Annotated in this window: 18 protein-coding genes; 7 read left to right on the top strand and 11 right to left on the bottom strand. The window is 72.1% G+C overall.

Annotated features, from left to right (window positions below; genetic code table 11):
• Positions 1–143 precede the first annotated feature (143 nt).
• The gene (locus tag ACF062_RS16070) at positions 144–473 is read left to right on the top strand and encodes a WhiB family transcriptional regulator (protein ID WP_392138563.1); all 330 of its coding nucleotides are present in this window, start codon (positions 144–146) and stop codon (positions 471–473) included.
• An 80-nt stretch (positions 474–553) separates the two neighbouring features.
• On the opposite strand, the gene ACF062_RS16075 is transcribed toward ACF062_RS16070, so the two are convergent.
• Positions 554–1,483, bottom strand: coding sequence for a LysR family transcriptional regulator (locus ACF062_RS16075; protein WP_392138565.1), 930 nt, complete (start codon positions 1,481–1,483; stop codon positions 554–556).
• An 82-nt stretch (positions 1,484–1,565) separates the two neighbouring features.
• Between ACF062_RS16075 and ACF062_RS16080 the strand changes: the two genes are divergently transcribed.
• A complete protein-coding gene (locus ACF062_RS16080) occupies positions 1,566–2,243 on the top strand; it encodes an MOSC domain-containing protein (RefSeq protein ID WP_392138567.1) in 678 nt (225 codons plus the stop codon).
• Positions 2,244–2,301: 58 nt separating this feature from the next.
• Positions 2,302–3,075, top strand: coding sequence for an SDR family NAD(P)-dependent oxidoreductase (locus tag ACF062_RS16085; RefSeq protein ID WP_392138569.1), 774 nt, complete (start codon positions 2,302–2,304; stop codon positions 3,073–3,075).
• Between the two features lie 236 nt (positions 3,076–3,311).
• Here ACF062_RS16085 and groL read toward each other — a convergent pair whose 3' ends face one another.
• From groL to ACF062_RS16100, 3 genes are all read right to left on the bottom strand, one after another.
• The gene (gene groL, locus ACF062_RS16090; RefSeq protein ID WP_392138571.1) at positions 3,312–4,940 is read right to left on the bottom strand and encodes a chaperonin GroEL; all 1,629 of its coding nucleotides are present in this window, start codon (positions 4,938–4,940) and stop codon (positions 3,312–3,314) included.
• Positions 4,941–5,056: 116 nt separating this feature from the next.
• Positions 5,057–5,365, bottom strand: coding sequence for a co-chaperone GroES (gene groES, locus ACF062_RS16095; RefSeq protein WP_017239619.1), 309 nt, complete (start codon positions 5,363–5,365; stop codon positions 5,057–5,059).
• A 488-nt stretch (positions 5,366–5,853) separates the two neighbouring features.
• Complete coding sequence (locus ACF062_RS16100) at positions 5,854–6,780, bottom strand: polysaccharide deacetylase family protein (RefSeq protein ID WP_392138573.1); 927 nt, start codon at positions 6,778–6,780, stop codon at positions 5,854–5,856.
• Positions 6,781–6,862: 82 nt separating this feature from the next.
• Here ACF062_RS16100 and ACF062_RS16105 point away from each other — a divergent pair, with 82 nt between their 5' ends.
• Positions 6,863–8,122 carry a methyltransferase domain-containing protein gene (locus tag ACF062_RS16105; RefSeq protein WP_392138575.1) on the top strand — a complete coding sequence of 420 codons (1,260 nt, stop codon included), beginning with the start codon at positions 6,863–6,865 and terminating at the stop codon, positions 8,120–8,122.
• A 61-nt stretch (positions 8,123–8,183) separates the two neighbouring features.
• On the opposite strand, the gene ACF062_RS16110 is transcribed toward ACF062_RS16105, so the two are convergent.
• On the bottom strand, positions 8,184–9,698 hold the full coding sequence (locus ACF062_RS16110; protein ID WP_392138577.1) for an MFS transporter: 1,515 nt from the start codon (positions 9,696–9,698) through the stop codon (positions 8,184–8,186).
• A gap of 73 nt (positions 9,699–9,771) precedes the next feature.
• On the opposite strand from ACF062_RS16110, the gene ACF062_RS16115 reads away from it, so the two are divergent.
• Complete coding sequence (locus ACF062_RS16115) at positions 9,772–10,530, top strand: TetR/AcrR family transcriptional regulator (protein WP_392138579.1); 759 nt, start codon at positions 9,772–9,774, stop codon at positions 10,528–10,530.
• A 22-nt stretch (positions 10,531–10,552) separates the two neighbouring features.
• A complete protein-coding gene (locus ACF062_RS16120) occupies positions 10,553–11,140 on the top strand; it encodes a class I SAM-dependent methyltransferase (protein ID WP_392138580.1) in 588 nt (195 codons plus the stop codon).
• Between the two features lie 3 nt (positions 11,141–11,143).
• Here the strand turns inward: ACF062_RS16120 and ACF062_RS16125 are convergent, their stop codons facing one another.
• From ACF062_RS16125 to tsaB, 4 genes are read right to left on the bottom strand one after another with little or no spacing between them, the layout of a single operon-like run.
• Positions 11,144–11,401, bottom strand: coding sequence for a hypothetical protein (locus ACF062_RS16125; RefSeq protein WP_392138581.1), 258 nt, complete (start codon positions 11,399–11,401; stop codon positions 11,144–11,146).
• Positions 11,398–12,516 (bottom strand): tRNA (adenosine(37)-N6)-threonylcarbamoyltransferase complex transferase subunit TsaD, encoded by a 1,119-nt coding sequence (gene tsaD, locus ACF062_RS16130; RefSeq protein ID WP_392138582.1) that lies wholly within the window; start codon positions 12,514–12,516, stop codon positions 11,398–11,400. The genes ACF062_RS16125 and tsaD overlap by 4 nt, the downstream gene beginning before the upstream one ends.
• Positions 12,509–12,991 carry a ribosomal protein S18-alanine N-acetyltransferase gene (gene rimI / locus ACF062_RS16135; protein ID WP_223779150.1) on the bottom strand — a complete coding sequence of 161 codons (483 nt, stop codon included), beginning with the start codon at positions 12,989–12,991 and terminating at the stop codon, positions 12,509–12,511. The genes tsaD and rimI overlap by 8 nt, the downstream gene beginning before the upstream one ends.
• Before the next feature lie 32 nt (positions 12,992–13,023).
• Complete coding sequence (tsaB, locus tag ACF062_RS16140) at positions 13,024–13,680, bottom strand: tRNA (adenosine(37)-N6)-threonylcarbamoyltransferase complex dimerization subunit type 1 TsaB (protein ID WP_223776241.1); 657 nt, start codon at positions 13,678–13,680, stop codon at positions 13,024–13,026.
• Between the two features lie 111 nt (positions 13,681–13,791).
• On the opposite strand from tsaB, the gene ACF062_RS16145 reads away from it, so the two are divergent.
• Positions 13,792–14,343: a hypothetical protein gene (locus tag ACF062_RS16145; RefSeq protein WP_392138583.1), complete on the top strand. Its 552-nt coding sequence runs from the start codon at positions 13,792–13,794 to the stop codon at positions 14,341–14,343.
• Positions 14,344–14,666: 323 nt separating this feature from the next.
• Here the strand turns inward: ACF062_RS16145 and tsaE are convergent, their stop codons facing one another.
• Both tsaE and ACF062_RS16155 read right to left on the bottom strand, forming a co-directional pair.
• Complete coding sequence (tsaE, locus tag ACF062_RS16150) at positions 14,667–15,179, bottom strand: tRNA (adenosine(37)-N6)-threonylcarbamoyltransferase complex ATPase subunit type 1 TsaE (RefSeq protein WP_392138584.1); 513 nt, start codon at positions 15,177–15,179, stop codon at positions 14,667–14,669.
• 10 nt (positions 15,180–15,189) lie between these two features.
• Positions 15,190–16,377: an alpha/beta fold hydrolase gene (locus tag ACF062_RS16155; RefSeq protein ID WP_392138585.1), complete on the bottom strand. Its 1,188-nt coding sequence runs from the start codon at positions 16,375–16,377 to the stop codon at positions 15,190–15,192.
• Between the last annotated feature and the right edge of the window lie 22 nt (positions 16,378–16,399).

A 16,399-nucleotide genomic window follows, 5' to 3' on the forward strand; every position in this document is an offset into this window, starting at 1 on the left:
CCATGCCCCATTTAGCGGCTTTTCTTCCCATTTACCGGTGTCTGTGGCTAGATTCGCAATGAGTCATATTTTCATCTCCTTAGATAGTAGATGTACGGTCGTGGGCACCTATCCGCGTCAGAACGGCTTCAAGGGGACCAGCAATGGCAGATTTCTCCCGCCTTCCCGGACCGAACGCAGATCTGTGGGACTGGCAGCTCCTCGCGGCCTGCCGCGGGGTCGACAGCTCGCTCTTCTTCCACCCGGAGGGCGAGCGGGGCGCGGCGCGCAGCGCACGAGAGAACTCCGCCAAGGAGGTCTGCATGCGGTGCCCGGTACGCGCGGAGTGCGCCGCTCACGCGCTCGCGGTGCGCGAGCCGTACGGCGTGTGGGGCGGACTGACGGAGGATGAACGCGAGGAACTCATGGGACGGGCGCGCAACCGCCTGGTCACGGCGACCGCGTCACCGGGGAGAACCCCGTCGCACCACTGAAGGAACGTTTCTTCGGATTGGGCCCGGTTTCCCGGTGGCGCCTGGTCCCTGGAGCCTCGCGGCCCCTCAGTGCGCCGCGCTCAGCGGGCCGCGGCCCGCGCGAGGTGGTCCAGCGTGGCGGCGACGGCCGGCACCTGCGCCAGGTCCGGCAGCGTGAGCGCCACGATCTCCCGCCGCACGGCAGGCTCCACCGTCACCGTGCGGGCACCCCTCGGGCGCACCGACTCGATCGCGAGCTCGGGCAGCACGGCCACCCCGAGGCCCGCGCCGACCAGGCCGATCACCGCCGGATAGTCGTCAGTCGCGAAATCGATCCGGGGCACGAAGCCGGCCCCCTCACAGACCTCCACCAACTGCCGTCGGCAGCGCGGGCAGCCCGCGATCCACGACTCATCGGCGAACTCCCCGATGGTGACCGCGTCGGCCCCCGCGAGCCGGTGTCCCTCGGGTACGAGCCCGACGAGCCGGTCCGCGAGCAGGGGGCGCACGACGAGGTCGTCCCACTCCTCGGCGCCGGACGCACCACTGCCCCTGCCCTGAGGCGCTTCACGCCGCCCCTCGTACCGGAACGCCAGCGCCACGTCGCAGTCGCCCTCGCGCAGCATCTCCACCGAGCGCGGCGGCTCGGCCTCCACGAGGGACACGCGCGTGCCGGGGTGTGCCGCGCGCAGCGCCGCGAGGGCGCCGGGCACCAGCGTCGAGCTGCCGCTGGGGAAGGAGACGAGACGGACCCGGCCCGCGCGCAGGCCCGCGATGGCGGCGATCTCCTCCTCCGCGGCGGTGAGCCCGGCGAGGATGCCCGTGGCGTGCCTGACCAGGGCCTCGCCCGCCTGGGTCAGGCGCATCTCACGGCCGGTGCGGATCAGCAGCGGCGTCCCGGTCGAGGCTTCGAGGGCCTTCATCTGCTGACTCACGGCGGGCTGGGTGCAGCCGAGCTCGCGGGCCGCCGCCGAGAAGGAGCCGGTGGTGGCCACGGCACGCAGGACACGGAGATGACGAGCCTCGATCATGGACCGAGTATAAGTGATGCTTGGGCTCGAAGCGAAATATTCGGTCGCGCCTTTGGGGTCGCTGCGCCTACGCTGCGACGTCATGAAGCTTCTGTCTGTGAACCTGGGCCGTTCCGAAGCCGTCCCGTACACCGACGCCCCCTCCGGCCGCACCGGCATCGCCAAGCGCCCGGCCGCAGGACCGGTCAAGGTGAGCGCACCGGGCCCCAAGGGCGTCGCCGGCAGCGGTCTGGCCGGTGACTCGGTCAGCGACCTGCGCCACCACGGCGGAGACGACCAGGCCGTGTACGCCTACGCCCGCGAGGACCTCGACGCCTGGGAGCGCACGCTCGGGCGGTCCCTGCCCGACGGCTCCTTCGGCGAGAACCTCACGACGTCCGGGATCGACGTGAGCGGCGCGAAGATCGGCGAGCGCTGGCGGATCGGCTCCGGTCTGGTGCTCGAAGTGACGAGCGGCCGCATTCCCTGCCGTACGTTCCAGGGCCATCTCGGCGAGCGGGGGTGGGTGAAGCGGTTCACCCGGGAAGGCGTCCCCGGCGCCTATTTCCGGGTGATCGAGCCAGGTGAGATCAAGGCCGGGGACGCCATCGAGATCCTGCACCGCCCGGCGCACGAAGTCACCGTCGCCCTCCAGTTCCGCGCCGTCATGACGGAGAACACGCTGCTGCCGCGGCTGCTCGACGCGGGCGAGGCGCTGCACCCCGAGGTGGCCGAGCGGGCGCGCAAATACGCGGCGCGCTCCGGCGCGGGGGCCTCGTGATCCGGAGGCCTGACGTCCGCGCGGCACAGCCGTCACCGGATCTCACTAGCCTTGGTCCATGACTACGGCTCTGATTACGGGATCAACCGCCGGCATCGGCGCCGCCTTCGCGCGACGCCTCGCCGGTGACGGCCACAACCTCGTCCTGGTGGCGCGCGACACCAAGCGGCTGCGGGAGCAGGCGACCGAGCTGCACGACCGGCACGGCGTCGAGGCGGAGGTGCTCACCGCCGACCTCTCGACGGACGAGGGCATCGAAGCCGTCGAGAAGCGGCTCTCGAACCGCAGGGACGCGGTCGATCTGCTGATCAACAACGCGGGCTTCGGCAACAAGGGGCGGTACCTCGAAGTCCCCATGGCCGACGAGCTGACCATGCTCAAGGTGCACTGCGAGGCGGTGCTGCGGCTGACCTCGGCGGCCGTGGAATCGATGCGTGGGCGGGGCCGGGGCGGTGTGGTGAACGTCGCGTCGGTCGCCGCGTTCCTGCCGCGCGGCACGTACGGCGCTTCGAAGGCGTGGGTCGTGCAGTTCACGCAGGGCGCGGCGAAGGATCTGGCGGGCAGTGGGGTGCGGCTGATGGCGCTGTGCCCCGGCTTCGTCCGTACGGAGTTCCATGAGCGTGCCGGGATGGGCACGTCCAACATCCCCGACTGGATGTGGCTCGACGCGGACAAGCTGGTCGCGGCGGCGCTGGCCGACTTGGCGCGGGGCAAGGTCGTCTCGATCCCCGACCCCCGGTACAAGGCGCTGATGGGCGTGGCCAAGCTGACGCCCAGGTCTCTGCTGGGCGGGGTCACGTCGCGTACGGGGCGGAAGTACGGTCCCCAGTAGCCCTGGCCCGCCGGGTCGCTTCCCGTTGCCGTCTGCGGGCCGTGGTCCGTCCTCGCGCAGTTCCCCGCGCCCCTAAAAAGGGGCCATGCCCCGTCAGGGGCGCGGGGAACTGCGCGACCAGCCGGAGACGACCCGCACCCGGCAGAGGCAGAGCAACCACCCCCGGAAAGGGCCGACGCCCGGCTCCCCGCAAGGGGAGCCGGGCCTCGGTACACCGTTCAGGCAGAGCGCAGCGGTCAGTGGGAGTGACCGTGGCCGTGGCCGTGACCCGCGTCGCCCTCGTCCTCCGCCGGCTTCTCGACGACCAGCGTCTCGGTCGTCAGCAGCAGCGAAGCGATCGACGCGGCGTTCTCCAGCGCGGAGCGCGTGACCTTGACCGGGTCGATGACGCCGGCCTTGACCAGGTCACCGTACTCGCCGGTCGCGGCGTTGAAGCCGAAGCCCTTGTCGAGCTCGGCGACCTTGGAGGTGATGACGTAACCCTCCAGGCCGGCGTTCTCGGCGATCCAGCGCAGCGGCTCGACGGCGGCGCGGCGGACGACGGCGACACCGGTGGCCTCGTCGCCCTCCTTGCCGAGGTTGCCCTCCAGGACCTTGACGGCGTGGACCAGGGCGGAGCCACCACCGGAGACGATGCCCTCCTCGACCGCGGCGCGGGTCGCGGAGATGGCGTCCTCCAGACGGTGCTTCTTCTCCTTCAGCTCCACCTCGGTGGCGGCGCCGACCTTGATGACGCACACGCCGCCGGCCAGCTTCGCGAGGCGCTCCTGGAGCTTCTCGCGGTCCCAGTCGGAGTCCGTGGCCTCGATCTCGGCCTTGATCTGGTTGACCCGGCCCTCGACGTCGGCCTTGTTGCCGCCGCCGTCGACGATCGTCGTGTCGTCCTTGGTGATGGTGACGCGGCGGGCGGTGCCGAGCACGTCCAGACCGACCTGGTCGAGCTTGAGGCCGACCTCTTCGGCGATGACGGTGGCACCGGTGAGGGTGGCCATGTCGCCGAGCATCGCCTTGCGGCGGTCGCCGAAGCCGGGAGCCTTCACCGCGACGGCGTTGAAGGTGCCGCGGATCTTGTTCACGACCAGGGTCGACAGGGCCTCGCCCTCGACGTCCTCGGCGATGATCAGGAGCGGCTTCGAGGAGTTGGCCTGGATGACCTTCTCGAGCAGCGGCAGGAGGTCCTGGATGGAGGAGATCTTGCCCTGGTGGATCAGGATGTACGGGTCGTCGAGGACGGCCTCCATACGCTCCTGGTCGGACACCATGTACGGCGACAGGTAGCCCTTGTCGAAGGCCATGCCCTCGGTGAAGTCGAGCTCCAGGCCGAAGGTGTTGGACTCCTCGACGGTGATGACACCGTCCTTGCCGACCTTGTCCATCGCCTCGGCGATGAGCTCGCCGACCTGCGGGTCCTGGGCGGACAGACCGGCGACGGCCGCGATGTCGGCCTTGTCGTCGATCGGGCGGGCGGTGGCGAGGAGCTCCTCGGAGACGGCCTTGACGGCGGCGTCGATGCCCTTCTTCAGGGCGGCCGGGGAGGCGCCGGCGGCGACGTTGCGCAGGCCTTCCTTGACCAGGGCCTGGGCGAGCACGGTGGCGGTGGTGGTGCCGTCACCAGCGATGTCGTTGGTCTTGGTCGCCACCTCCTTCACCAGCTGGGCGCCGAGGTTCTCGTACGGGTCCTCGACCTCGACCTCACGGGCGATGGTGACGCCGTCGTTGGTGATGGTGGGGGCGCCGAACTTCTTGTCGATGACGACGTTGCGGCCACGGGGGCCGATCGTCACCTTGACCGTGTCGGCAAGCTTGTTGACGCCGCGCTCAAGGGCGCGACGGGCGTCCTCGTCGAACTTCAGGATCTTCGCCATGGGAGCGATTCAGCCCTCTCGAAAACTCGGGTGAACGAACTGCGCCCCTCGCCGCCCGGCAATCAGCGGGGTGACCAGGGGCGCAGCTCGAAAGCAATGCTTCTGCTTCGGGTGAACTACTTCTCGACGATCGCGAGCACGTCGCGAGCCGAGAGGACGAGGTACTCCTCGCCGTTGTACTTCACCTCGGTGCCGCCGTACTTGCTGTACAGCACGATGTCGCCGGTCTTCACGTCGAGCGGCAGGCGCTCGCCGTTCTCGAAGCGGCCCGGGCCCACGGCCAGGACGACGCCCTCCTGGGGCTTCTCCTTGGCGGTGTCCGGAATGACCAGGCCGGAGGCCGTGGTCTGCTCGGCATCGAGCGGCTGGACCACGATGCGGTCCTCAAGCGGCTTGATGGCAACCTTGGAGCTGGTGGTCGTCACGATCCGGTCTCCCCCTTCGGAGATCTCACGGGGTCAAGTCTGAGTGTGGCGACCAGGTGGATCCGTCGTCGCGGGTGCCGGACCTGCCCGTCGCTGTTGGCACTCTCCAACGGGGAGTGCCAGAAGCGAGACTAGGACGGCGATTAGCACTCGGTCAAGCGGAGTGCCAACCGGCTGCGTCGGACCTCACGGGGACGCGGCGCTCTTCGGCCGGGCGGGCACAGGACTGGCCTTGCCAGGGCAACGGGTTTCCGGGGCCCCGGGTTCCCTCGTAGGTGTTGCCGCGGCGCGCGACTGCCCTGCCTCCGGGGCCTGCCGGCAGCCGGGCGTCCCCGGCCTCTCCTTGCGCGGCATCTTCTCCGCCGCCTTTCTGCCGAGACGCTCGATCGGGTCCACCGATTCCGCGCAGGACGTCAACACCGCGGGCGCGAGTACTCCGCACAGCACGGCCCCGGCGAGGAGGCGGCGGCGTGCCCGCGCCCGCCGGGTCACAGGTAGTCCTCCAGCCTGGCCACCGCGTACCCCTTGCTCGTGACCGTCTTCATGACCCGGCGGACCATGTCGGGCATGGTGCCCTTCCAGTCCTCGCGGCCCCGGAAGTGGGTGAGGATGATGTCGCCGGGGTGCAGGTCACGGTCCCACTCCCGGTAGTCCATGCGGTCGGCGAAGGCCTCCGCGTTCCACAGCGGCACCGCCTTGATGCCGCAGGACTTGGCGGCCCGCAGCGTGTCCCGGTTGTAGTTGCCGTACGGCGGCCGGAAGAGTTCGGGCCGCTTGCCGTAGCGCTTCTCGATGACCTTCTGCATGCCGCAGATCTCGTGGCGCTGCCGCTTGTACGAGAGCCCCGGCAGGTACGGGTGATTGAGGGTGTGGTTGTTCAGGACGACACCGCGGTCCTGCATCTTCCTGAAGTAGCCGTAGTCCTCCTTGACCAGGTAGTTGCTGAGGAAGGCGGTGTACGGGATCTTCAGGTCGCTCATCATCCGCAGAAACGCCCGGTCCTTCTCGGCGCCGTCGTCGATGGTCAGGAAGACGACCTTCTTCTTGGTCGGGATCGTCGTGAAGACCGGCGGCAGCTTCGCCTGGCCCCTGACCTCGAACCCCTTGCGGGCCTTGATCCGCGGCTTGGTCGCGGGCGGCTCGGGGGCGGTCAGCGGTGTCTTGGCCAGCCCCCAGCGCTTGGCGGCGGCGACACGCGCGGCCTGGGCGGCGCCGAGCTGGCGGGCGTAGGAGTCGAGGGCCCGGGCGGGCGGTGCCTGGAGCGGCTGCACGCCGTGGGCGGGCCGCACGGCATCGGAGTCGCCCTCGGAGACGCAGCCCGAGGTGATCGCCGCGACGGTCAGGGCGGCCACCACGGCACGCGTCTGATTCTTCCGTCTTCCGGCGGATTCTTCGTTTTGTCGTACGAGTTGCATGGCGCCGGATCCTCGCAGTTCACCGCCCTGCTGGGGGGCCGACACCGCCGCCCGCCGCACACCATCCACCGACTGGCCCACAATGGGGCAGGTGAACGCCCCGAACACGCCGAGCAGCCCCGCAGCCGACCACGCCGACGGCGACGCCGGCCTCGGCGATCCACTCGCCGCCTTCGCCGCCCTGCGCACCGGCACGGGCCGGGCCCTGCTCGACGAGGTGCGGGACGTCGAACCCGCGCAGGAGCTCGCCGCCGCCACCCGGCTGCGCCGTACCTACCCGGCGCCGCTGGTCTCCGCCGCCCTCGCCCAGGCGCGGCTGCGCGCGCGGGCCGCGGCGAAGTTCGGCGCCGAGGACGCGGCCCGGATGTTCTTCACGCCGAACGGGGTCGAGCAGTCCACCCGCGCCTCCGTCGCCACGCATCGCGCGGAGCGTTTCAAGGCCCTCGGGGTGGGCTCTCTCGCGGACCTGTGCTGCGGCATCGGCGGCGACGCGATCGCCCTGGCGCGGGCCGGGATCTCCGTACTCGCCGTCGACCGCGACCCGTTGACGTGCGCGGTCGCCCGGGCCAACGCGGAAGCGCTCGGCCTCGCCGGCCTGATCGAGGTGCGCGAGGCCGACGTCACCGACGTGGACACCTCGGCGTACGACGCGGTGTTCGTCGACCCGGCGCGGCGGTCCTCCGGGCGGGGCCGCATCTTCGACCCGGAGTCCTACTCCCCGCCGCTGTCCTGGGCGGTCGAGGCGGCCCGCAAGGCCCCGCGCGCCGCGCTGAAGATCGCCCCCGGCATCCCGCACGAGGCGGTCCCCGCCGAGGCCGAGGCCGAGTGGATCTCGGACGGCGGTGACGTGAAGGAGGCCGTGCTGTGGTTCGGCACGGACCACCCCGCCTCGCATCGCGCGACGCTGCTGCCCGGCGGCGCCTCCCTGCGGAGTCCGCTCGCCACGATGCTGCCCGACCCCGGGGTGCGGGCCGTCGGACGCTACTTGTACGAGCCGGACGGCGCCGTCATCCGCGCGCATCTGGTCGCCGAGGTCGCGGCCCGGGTCGCCGGCGGACTGATCGACGAGACCATCGCGTACGTCACCTCCGACGAGCTGCACGCGACGCCGTACGCCGTCGCGTACGAGATCACCGATCAGCTTCCCTTCGGCGTGAAGAAGCTGAAGGCTCTGCTGCGGGAGCGGGAAGTCGGGATCCTCACGGTGAAGAAGCGGGGCTCGGCGGTGGAGCCGGAGGAACTGCGGCGGAAGGTGAAACCGCGGGGCAAGAACGCGGCGACGGTGTTCCTGACCCGGGTGGCGGGGGCGCCGACGATGCTGCTCGGGCACCCGGCCACGTAAGGGGCGCGGAGAACCGCGCGACCGGCCGCAGCCGGGCCGCGGGCTCCGGGGCTCCGGGATGTCAGCCCCTCCGGCGCTTGAGGAGCGGGGTCCGGGGCGAGGCGTCGAGGCGGGGGCCGCCGGCGCGAGCGGCAGGGTCCGGGGCGGAGCCCCGAGGCAGCGGCGCGGGCGATGACGGACGGCGGCCGTGCAGCACCGCCGTCGCCAGCGCGGCTGCCACCAGGAGCCCCGCGGAGACCATGAAGGCCGTCGCGTACCCCTCCGCGAGGGAGGCCCGGCCGGTGCCGGTTCCGGTGGCGTTCGCCGCGACCGTGACCAGGACCGCGAGCCCGAGCGAGCCGCCGAGCTGGCGCGAGCTGTTGAGCAGCCCGGAGGCCATGCCGGTCTCCTCGGGTGCCACGCCCCTGGTCGCCGCCGTGCCCAGCGGGACGAAGCACATGCCGATGCCGACGCTCGCGACCAGCGAGGGCCCCAGGATGGACCCCAGGAACGTGCCACCCGCCTCGACGGTCAGCGCGAACCACCCGAACCCGGCGGCCCCCAGCAGCCCGCCCGCCACGAGCAGCGCCCGCTCACCGGCCCGGCCGATCAGCCGGGTCGCGACCGTCGACCCGGCCACGACGCCCGCGCAGAACGGCAGGAAGGCCGCACCGGCCGCCGTCGCCCCGTACCCCATCACCTCCTGGAGGTAGAGCGAGGTGAAGTAGAAGGCGGCGAACTGCCCCGACGACATCAGCAGCGAGAAGACGTTCGCCGAGAGCACGGGCCGGTGACCGCTCCCCAGCAGGCCGAGCCGCAGCAGCGGGTCCCGCTTGCGGGCCTCGACGGCGACGAAGGCGGCGAGCAGCACGGCCGCGACGCCGAGCGTGCCCAGCGTGGTGCCGGACCCCCAGGCGTACGTCTCCGTGCGCACGAGACCGAGGACGAGCACCGCCGTTCCGGCCGTGACGAGCAGGGCGCCGGTGATGTCCGGGCGGGGCGCGGGCCCGGTGCGGCGGTCGACGGGCACCCCGTGGCGCGAGGCGAGGAGGGCGGCGGCGACCACGGGGACGTTGACGAGCATCACGGAACGCCAGCCCACCCAGTCGGTGAGCACCCCGCCCGCCATGATCCCGACCGCGCCGCCGAGCGCGCCCGAGACGCCCCACAGCCCGAGCGCCCGCGAACGCGCCGGCCCCTCCGCGTAGTTGACGGTGATCAGGACGAGCGCGACGGGTGCGAGCGCCGCCGCGCCCGCGCCCTGCACCGCGCGCGCCGCGACGAGCTGCCACGGCGTCAGGGCGAGTCCGCCCGCGAGACTGGCCACGCCGAAGACGACGAAGCCCCACAGGAGGGTGCGCCGCCGTCCGGCGAGGTCGGCGAGGCGCCCGCCGAGCATGAGCAGGCCGCCGAAGGCGAGCGCGTAGGCGTTGACGACCCAGAGCAGCGAGTCGGGGGCGAAGCCGAGGTCGTCGCCCATGTCGGGCAGGGCGATGTTGACGACGGACATGTCGAGGGAGACGAGGAACTGCACGGTGAGCAGCACCGGCAGCAGCCAACGCCCTGGTAAAGCGTTCGAGTTCACCTTGTTCACCATGTGCGGCACATTACTATACGCGTATAGAAACTCTGCAAGCCCCGAGCGCGCGGGCAGGCACGACAATGGGCGGGTGGCAGCAGAGAAGGACCCAGGGACAGCCGGAGAGGCAACCGCGCGGACGGGCGGCGAGACGGGCGGCGAGCCGAAGAAGCGCCGTGCGGGGCGCCCCCGCCGCCTCGAACCGGAGACGATCGTCGCCACCGCCCGCCGCATCCTCCAGGAGGAGGGCGTGGCGGCACTGAGCATGCGCCGGGTCGCCAAGGAGGTCGGCACGACACCGATGGCCCTGTACCACCACGTGCGCGACAAGGACGAGCTCCTGATGCTCACGCTCTCCGGCACCGCCGCCACGGCCCCGCGCCCCGACCTGCCGTCCGACCCCCGCGAGCGCCTCCTCGCCGTCACCCTGCACATGCACGGCACGCTGGCGCGGCTGCCCTGGGTGGTGGAGGTGCTCGGCCTCGGCGACCTCACCGACAAGGGCGCCCTGTGGATGGTCGAGGAGATCGTCGGCGCGGGCATCGCGTGCGGCCTCACCCCGGCGGAGGCGGTCCGCGCGTACCGGACCCTGTGGCACTGCGTCCACGGCGACCTGGTCTTCCGCCGCGCGATGGAGCGCCGTGCCGAGGACCCGGGCCGCAAGCGGTACTTCCCCGACATGCTCACGGACGCGGACGCGGCCGAACTGCCCCACCTCGCGGCGCTGGCGGACCGGTGGGCCGAGCTGACCGATGACTACGACGTGAGCGCCCAACTGGGGGCGGTGATCGACGGGTTGCTGAGCCGGGCGGGTCGGGAGGAGCAGACCGGACGGGAGCCGACGGACTGAGCCGTGTGCCAGGCTCGCCGCCATGCCCTTCGACCACAACGACCACTACCACCCGCTGCTCCTGAGGCACCTGCCGCCGCACGGCCGCACCGCCCTCGACGTCGGCTGCGGCACCGGCCGCTTCGCTCGGCGGCTTGCGGCGCGTGGTTACGAGGTCGACGCGCTTGATCCGTCGCAGGAGGTCATCGCCGCGGCCGAGGCGGCCGGCGGAGGCCCCCGCTACCGGCAGGCGGACGTGACCGCACAGGAACTTCCCGAGGGCCGCTACGACGTGATCACCTGTCTGGCGAGCCTGCACCACATGCCGTTCGCCACGGTCACACGGCTGCGCGCGGCCCTCGCCCCCGGCGGCACCCTGCTCGTCCTCGGCTGCTACCGCGGGATGACGTGGTGGGACATCGCGGCGTCGCCCGCCAACGCCGTGGCGCGGGCGGCGGTGTACGCGGGTGAGCGCCTGCGCGGCACGTACACGCCACCGCTCAAGGCCCCCGTACGGCAGCCCGACATGACGCTCCCCGAGGTCCGAGCCGAGGCAGCGCGCCTCCTGCCCGGCAGCAGCGTGCGGCAACTGCTGTTCTGGCGGTACCTGCTGACGTACCGCAGTAGCTGATCCTCAGCCCGCGTCCAACGACTCGAACCGCCAGCGGTGCACCGCGCGCGTCACCAACTCCGGCGCCGGTTCCGGCAGCTCCGGAAGGTCGGCGTCGTACGCGGCGTCCCACCAGGTGATGACGAGGACGCGGTCCTGCGGGGCGCGGAAGTACTCCCGCCGCAGCGGCGCGGCGTCGAACCGCTGTTCCCGCGCCCATGCCAGCAGTTCCTCGCCCCGCCCGTCGGCGGCACGCGCCTCCCACATCAGCGCGACGGTCACGAGTACAGGTTCTCCTTGCTGACCTCGTGCACGTGATCGTGGTCGTGCGCGTGGTCATGGCCGCGGCCCGGCACGTGCGGCTCCGTCACCGGCAGCGACGAGTCCGCCGACAGGTCGAGGGACGAGGCCGACCGGTTGCGCGCCACCATCTCCGCGCCGAGGGCGGCGACCATCGCGCCGTTGTCCGTGCACAGCTTCGGCCGCGGCACGCGCAGCCGGATGCCCGCCTTCTCGCACCGCTCCTGGGCGAGGGCGCGCAGCCGCGAGTTGGCGGCCACACCGCCGCCGATCATGAGGTGGTCGACGCCCTCGTCCTTGCAGGCGCGGACGGCCTTGCGGGTCAGCACGTCGACGACCGCCTCCTGGAAGGACGCCGACACGTCCCGCACCGGCACGTCCTCGCCCGCGGCCCGCTTCGCCTCGATCCAGCGGGCGACGGACGTCTTCAGGCCGGAGAAGGAGAAGTCGTACGCGGGGTCGCGCGGGCCGGTGAGCCCGCGCGGGAAGGTGATGGCGTTCGGGTCGCCCTCGCGCGCGTACCGGTCGATGACGGGGCCGCCCGGGAAGCCGAGGTTCAGCACCCGCGCGATCTTGTCGAAGGCCTCGCCCGCCGCGTCGTCGATGGTCGAGCCGAGCGGCCGCACGTCGGAGGTGATGTCGGCGGACAGGAGCAGGGAGGAGTGGCCGCCGGAGACCAGGAGCGCCATGGTCGGCTCGGGCAGCGGCCCGTGCTCCAGCTGGTCCACACAGATGTGCGAGGCGAGGTGGTTGACGCCGTACAGCGGCTTGTCGAGCGCGTAGGCGTACGCCTTGGCCGCCGAGACGCCGACGAGCAGCGCGCCCGCGAGGCCGGGCCCGGCGGTCACCGCGATGCCGTCGAGGTCCTTCGCGCTCACCCCGGCTTCCTTCAGGGCGCGGTCGATGGTCGGCACCATCGCCTCCAGGTGCGCCCGGGAGGCGACCTCGGGGACGACACCGCCGAAGCGGGCGTGCTCGTCGACGCTGGAGGCGACGGCGTCGGCGAGCAGGGTGGTGCCGCGGACGATGCCGACGCCGGTTTCGTCGCAGGAGGTCTCGATGCCGAGGACGAGGGGTTCGTCGCGCGAGTCAGCCATGAATCTCGGTTCCTTGTACGCCTGATACGGGGGTGGAGGGATCGGTGCGACGCATGACCAGGGCGTCCACGTTGCCCGGTTGGTAGTAGCCGCGCCGGAAGCCGATGGGTTCGAAGCCGAAGCGCTCGTACAGCTTCTGTGCGCGCGTATTGTCGACGCGCACCTCCAGCATGACCTCGGCGCACTCGAAGGCGGTGGCGGCCTGGAGCAGGTCGGTGAGCAGCCGGGCGCCGAGCCCGGTGCCCCAGTGGTCGCGGGCGACGGCGATGGTCTGGACGTCCGCCAGGTCGCCCGAGGCGGCGAGGCCCGCGTATCCGACGAGGCGGTCGCCGTCCATGGCCACCACATAGCGGCGGGTGGCCAGCGGCCCGCGCGCGTGGGCGAGCTCGGACCAGAACATGCCGCGTGACCAGGCGTCGTCCGGGAAGAGTTCCTTCTCCAGGGCGAACACCGCGTCGATGTCCCACCAGCGCATCTCGCGCAGCACGGCGGCCGCGTTCACCTGGGTCACTGGGGAGTGACCACCTTGTAGTTCTTCGGCACCTGAGCGTCGGGGCGGCGCAGGTACAGCGGCCTCGGCTCCAGGAGCTCCTCGCCCGCGGCGAGCCGCTCGGCGGCGAGGGAGGCGAGGGCCGCCGCCGAGACGTGCTCGGGGGCGCGGGCGTCGGGGAAGGTGTCGGGGTAGAGCAGCGCGCCCGCGCCGACGGCGGGCAGGCCCTGGACCTCGGCGGCGATGTCCGCGGGCCGGTCGACGGCGGCGTCGGTCACGCGCGTGCGCGCGTCGGCGTAGCGCGCCCAGTAGACCTCCTTGCGCCGGGCGTCGGTGGCGACCACGAACGGGCCGGTCTCGATGCCACAGGCGTACGCGAGGCCGTCCAGCGTGCACACGCCGTGCACGGGGACGCCGAGCGCGAGGCCGAACGTCTCGGCGGTCATCAGGCCGACCCGCAGCCCGGTGTAGGGGCCGGGGCCGACCCCGGCGACGATGCCGGTGACGGCGTCGAGTCTCAGGCCGGCGTCGGCGAGGACGCGGTCGACGGCCGGAAGCAGCAGTTCCCCGTGTCGGCGGGCGTCCACCTGGCTCGATTCGGCCACGACGGAGGAGCCGTCGTGCAGGGCGACGGTGACGGCGGGCGTTGCGGTATCAAGAGCGAGCAAGAGCACGCGAACAGCCTACGGCTCCGGCGCCCGCCGCACGGCCGCCCCGGGATGAGGGGCCCTTCCTGCTACCGTCACTTCATAGTCGTCGCAGTACGAAAAGGTGGGTGGCGCAAGGTGTCAAGGAGCAGCTCGGGATTTGTGGCCGGGCTCACCGCCGCCGCGGTCGCCGCGGTCGGCTTCCTCGCCTATCAGGCCTCGGCCAGCGTGCCGGAGGACCTCGGCAAGCGTCCCGAGAAGTCCCCCGGCGCGTCCGCCCCGCGCAGCCCCGAGGAGAAGGCGGACCCGACGGCGGTGCCGGCGCGGTCCGGCGCGGGCGAGCGGGTCGTGTACTCCCTGGCCGCGGACCGCGTCTGGCTGGTCGAGGCCTCGGGAAACCCGCGGATCACGTTCAAGGTGACGCCGGGCACGGTCGACCCGGCGCCGGGCACGTACGCCGTCACCTCCCGCTCCGGCTCCGTCACCGGCACGGACGGCGTGCCGATCGAGCACGTCGTGCGGTTCACGAGCGTCGACGGCATCACGGTCGGCTTCAGCGCCGCGGTCGACAACTCCACGCCGAAGCCGGACCCGTCGAAGAAGACCGGCGGCATCCGCGAGTCGCGCGCGCACGGCAACGCGATGTGGGAGTTCGCGACGATCAGCAAGAAGGTCGTCGTCGTTCCGTAGCCACCTCGGGCCTGCGTCCGGCGGGCGCCGGATGCCTGGGCGGCGTGGAGATGGCCGTGGCGGCGGCGCACGAAGCCAGCAGATCACTCATCGACAGGTGCGCCGGGTCCGAGACGGCCAGAGGTCCCGGCAGCCCGTGCGGCTGCGGCTGTGCGTCACGTTCTGAAGCCGACATGGATGCCTCCTGGGCTCCCGGGGGCAGACGTGGTTAGGTAGACCTAACCAGTACCGGTGTCCATGTGACCACGCGCGACGCACGCGACGCAACATCTTGCCGACGACTTGTCGGAACCTTCGGGTGAACGTACGAGTCCGTGCCGCGCCTAGGCCGCGAGCGACGCCAGATCCGCGCCGGCCCACCGCTCGCCGAGCCCGGTCAGGGTCACCTCGCGCACCTCGTCCGTCGTGTCGCCGACGGCCCGGTGGATGACGACGTGCAGCCGGTCATCCGTCAACTCCTCGACCTTGCCCTCGCCCCACTCCACGACGATCACCGATTCGGGGAGCGAGACGTCGAGGTCCAGGTCCTCCATCTCGTCGAGACCGCCGCCCAGGCGGTACGCGTCGACGTGCACCAGCGCGGGGCCCGCGCCGAGCGGCGGGTGGACGCGGGCGATGACGAAGGTCGGCGAGGTGACGGCGCCGCGCACCCCGAGGCCCTCACCGAGGCCGCGGGTCAGCGTGGTCTTGCCGGCACCGAGCTCGCCGTTGAGCATGACGAGGTCGCCGGGGCGCAGCAGTTTGGCCAGGCGGCGGCCCAACTCGCCCATCTGTTCGGGGGAGTTGACGGTGATCTTGAGTACGTTGGCGGGGGCCTGGTGGTGCGGTGCTTCCATACCGACCACGTTAGCCGCTGGAGGACCCCGCGTCGGCTGCCGCCCGGCCACCGGCGCCCGCCCTGGACAGCAGCTCGGCGAGCCGGTCCGTGACCACCTCGGGGTGCTCCAGCATGACCAGGTGCCCGGCGTCCGGGACCAGGACCAGCTCGGCGTCCGGCAGCAGCGCGGCGATCGCCTCGCTGTGCTCGCTCGGCGTGACGAGGTCCTTCTCGCCCGCGAGCACCAGCACCGGCAGCCCCTCGAAATGCGCCAGGGCCGCCGCCTTGTCGTGCTCGGCGAAGGCCGGGTAGAACTCCGCGACGACGTCGATCGGCGTCGACTCGATCATCCGCTCCGCGAAGCGCGCGATCGCCGGGTCGACGTCCCTGCGCGAGAACGAGTAGCGCTTGATGACGCCGGCGAAGAGGTCGGCGGTGGCCCGCCGCCCGCGCTCCACCAGCTCGGCCTGCGAGCCCAGCGCCCGCAGCACGCCGGGCAGCACCCGCCGGACCGCGTTCATCCCCGCCACCGGCAGCCCGAAGTTCACCTGACCGAGCTTCCCCGAGGACGTACCGACAAGGGCGACGCCCACGACGCGCTCGCGAATCAGCTCCGGGAACTGGTCGGCCAGGGCCATGGTCGTCATGCCGCCCATGGAGTGCCCGACGAGGACGAGCGGCCCCTCGGGGGCGGCCGCGTCGATGACGGCCTCCAGGTCGCGCCCCAACTGGTCGATGGAGACCGGCACATCGCGCTCCACCTGGTCGACGCCCCGGGCCGAACGGGCGTGGCTGCGCTGGTCCCAGTAGACCGCCCGGACCACCCCGCGCAGGGCGGCGCGCTGGAAGTGCCAGGAGTCCTGGTTCAGGCAGTAGCCGTGGCTGAAGACGACGGTGACCGCGTCGCGCGGCGCGTCCTCGACCTCTTCGACCTCGTAGGCCAGCTCCGTGCCGTCGTCCGCGTACGCCGTGCCGGGCATGCCGCGCAGCGAGCCGTACGGCCCCGCGGCGTCCAGGGCGAGGCGGGCCTTCTTGCGCATGCCCCGGCCGACGGTGAGCCGCTCTATGGCGACGCCCGCGGCCGCGCCCGCGGCGATGACACCCAGCGCCGCGCCGGCCACCCCGGCCCGGCGCCAGCTCCCCGCCACGGCGGCGGCCTCCGTCACGACTTCCGTCACCGCTTCCGCCGCGGCAGCCCCCGTGCTGCTCTCGCTCACGTGCCGCTCCTAGTCAGTGGTC

Origin of the sequence: Streptomyces sp. NPDC015345, from assembly GCF_043078805.1 — a bacterium.
Classification (GTDB): Bacteria; Actinomycetota; Actinomycetes; order Streptomycetales; family Streptomycetaceae; genus Streptomyces.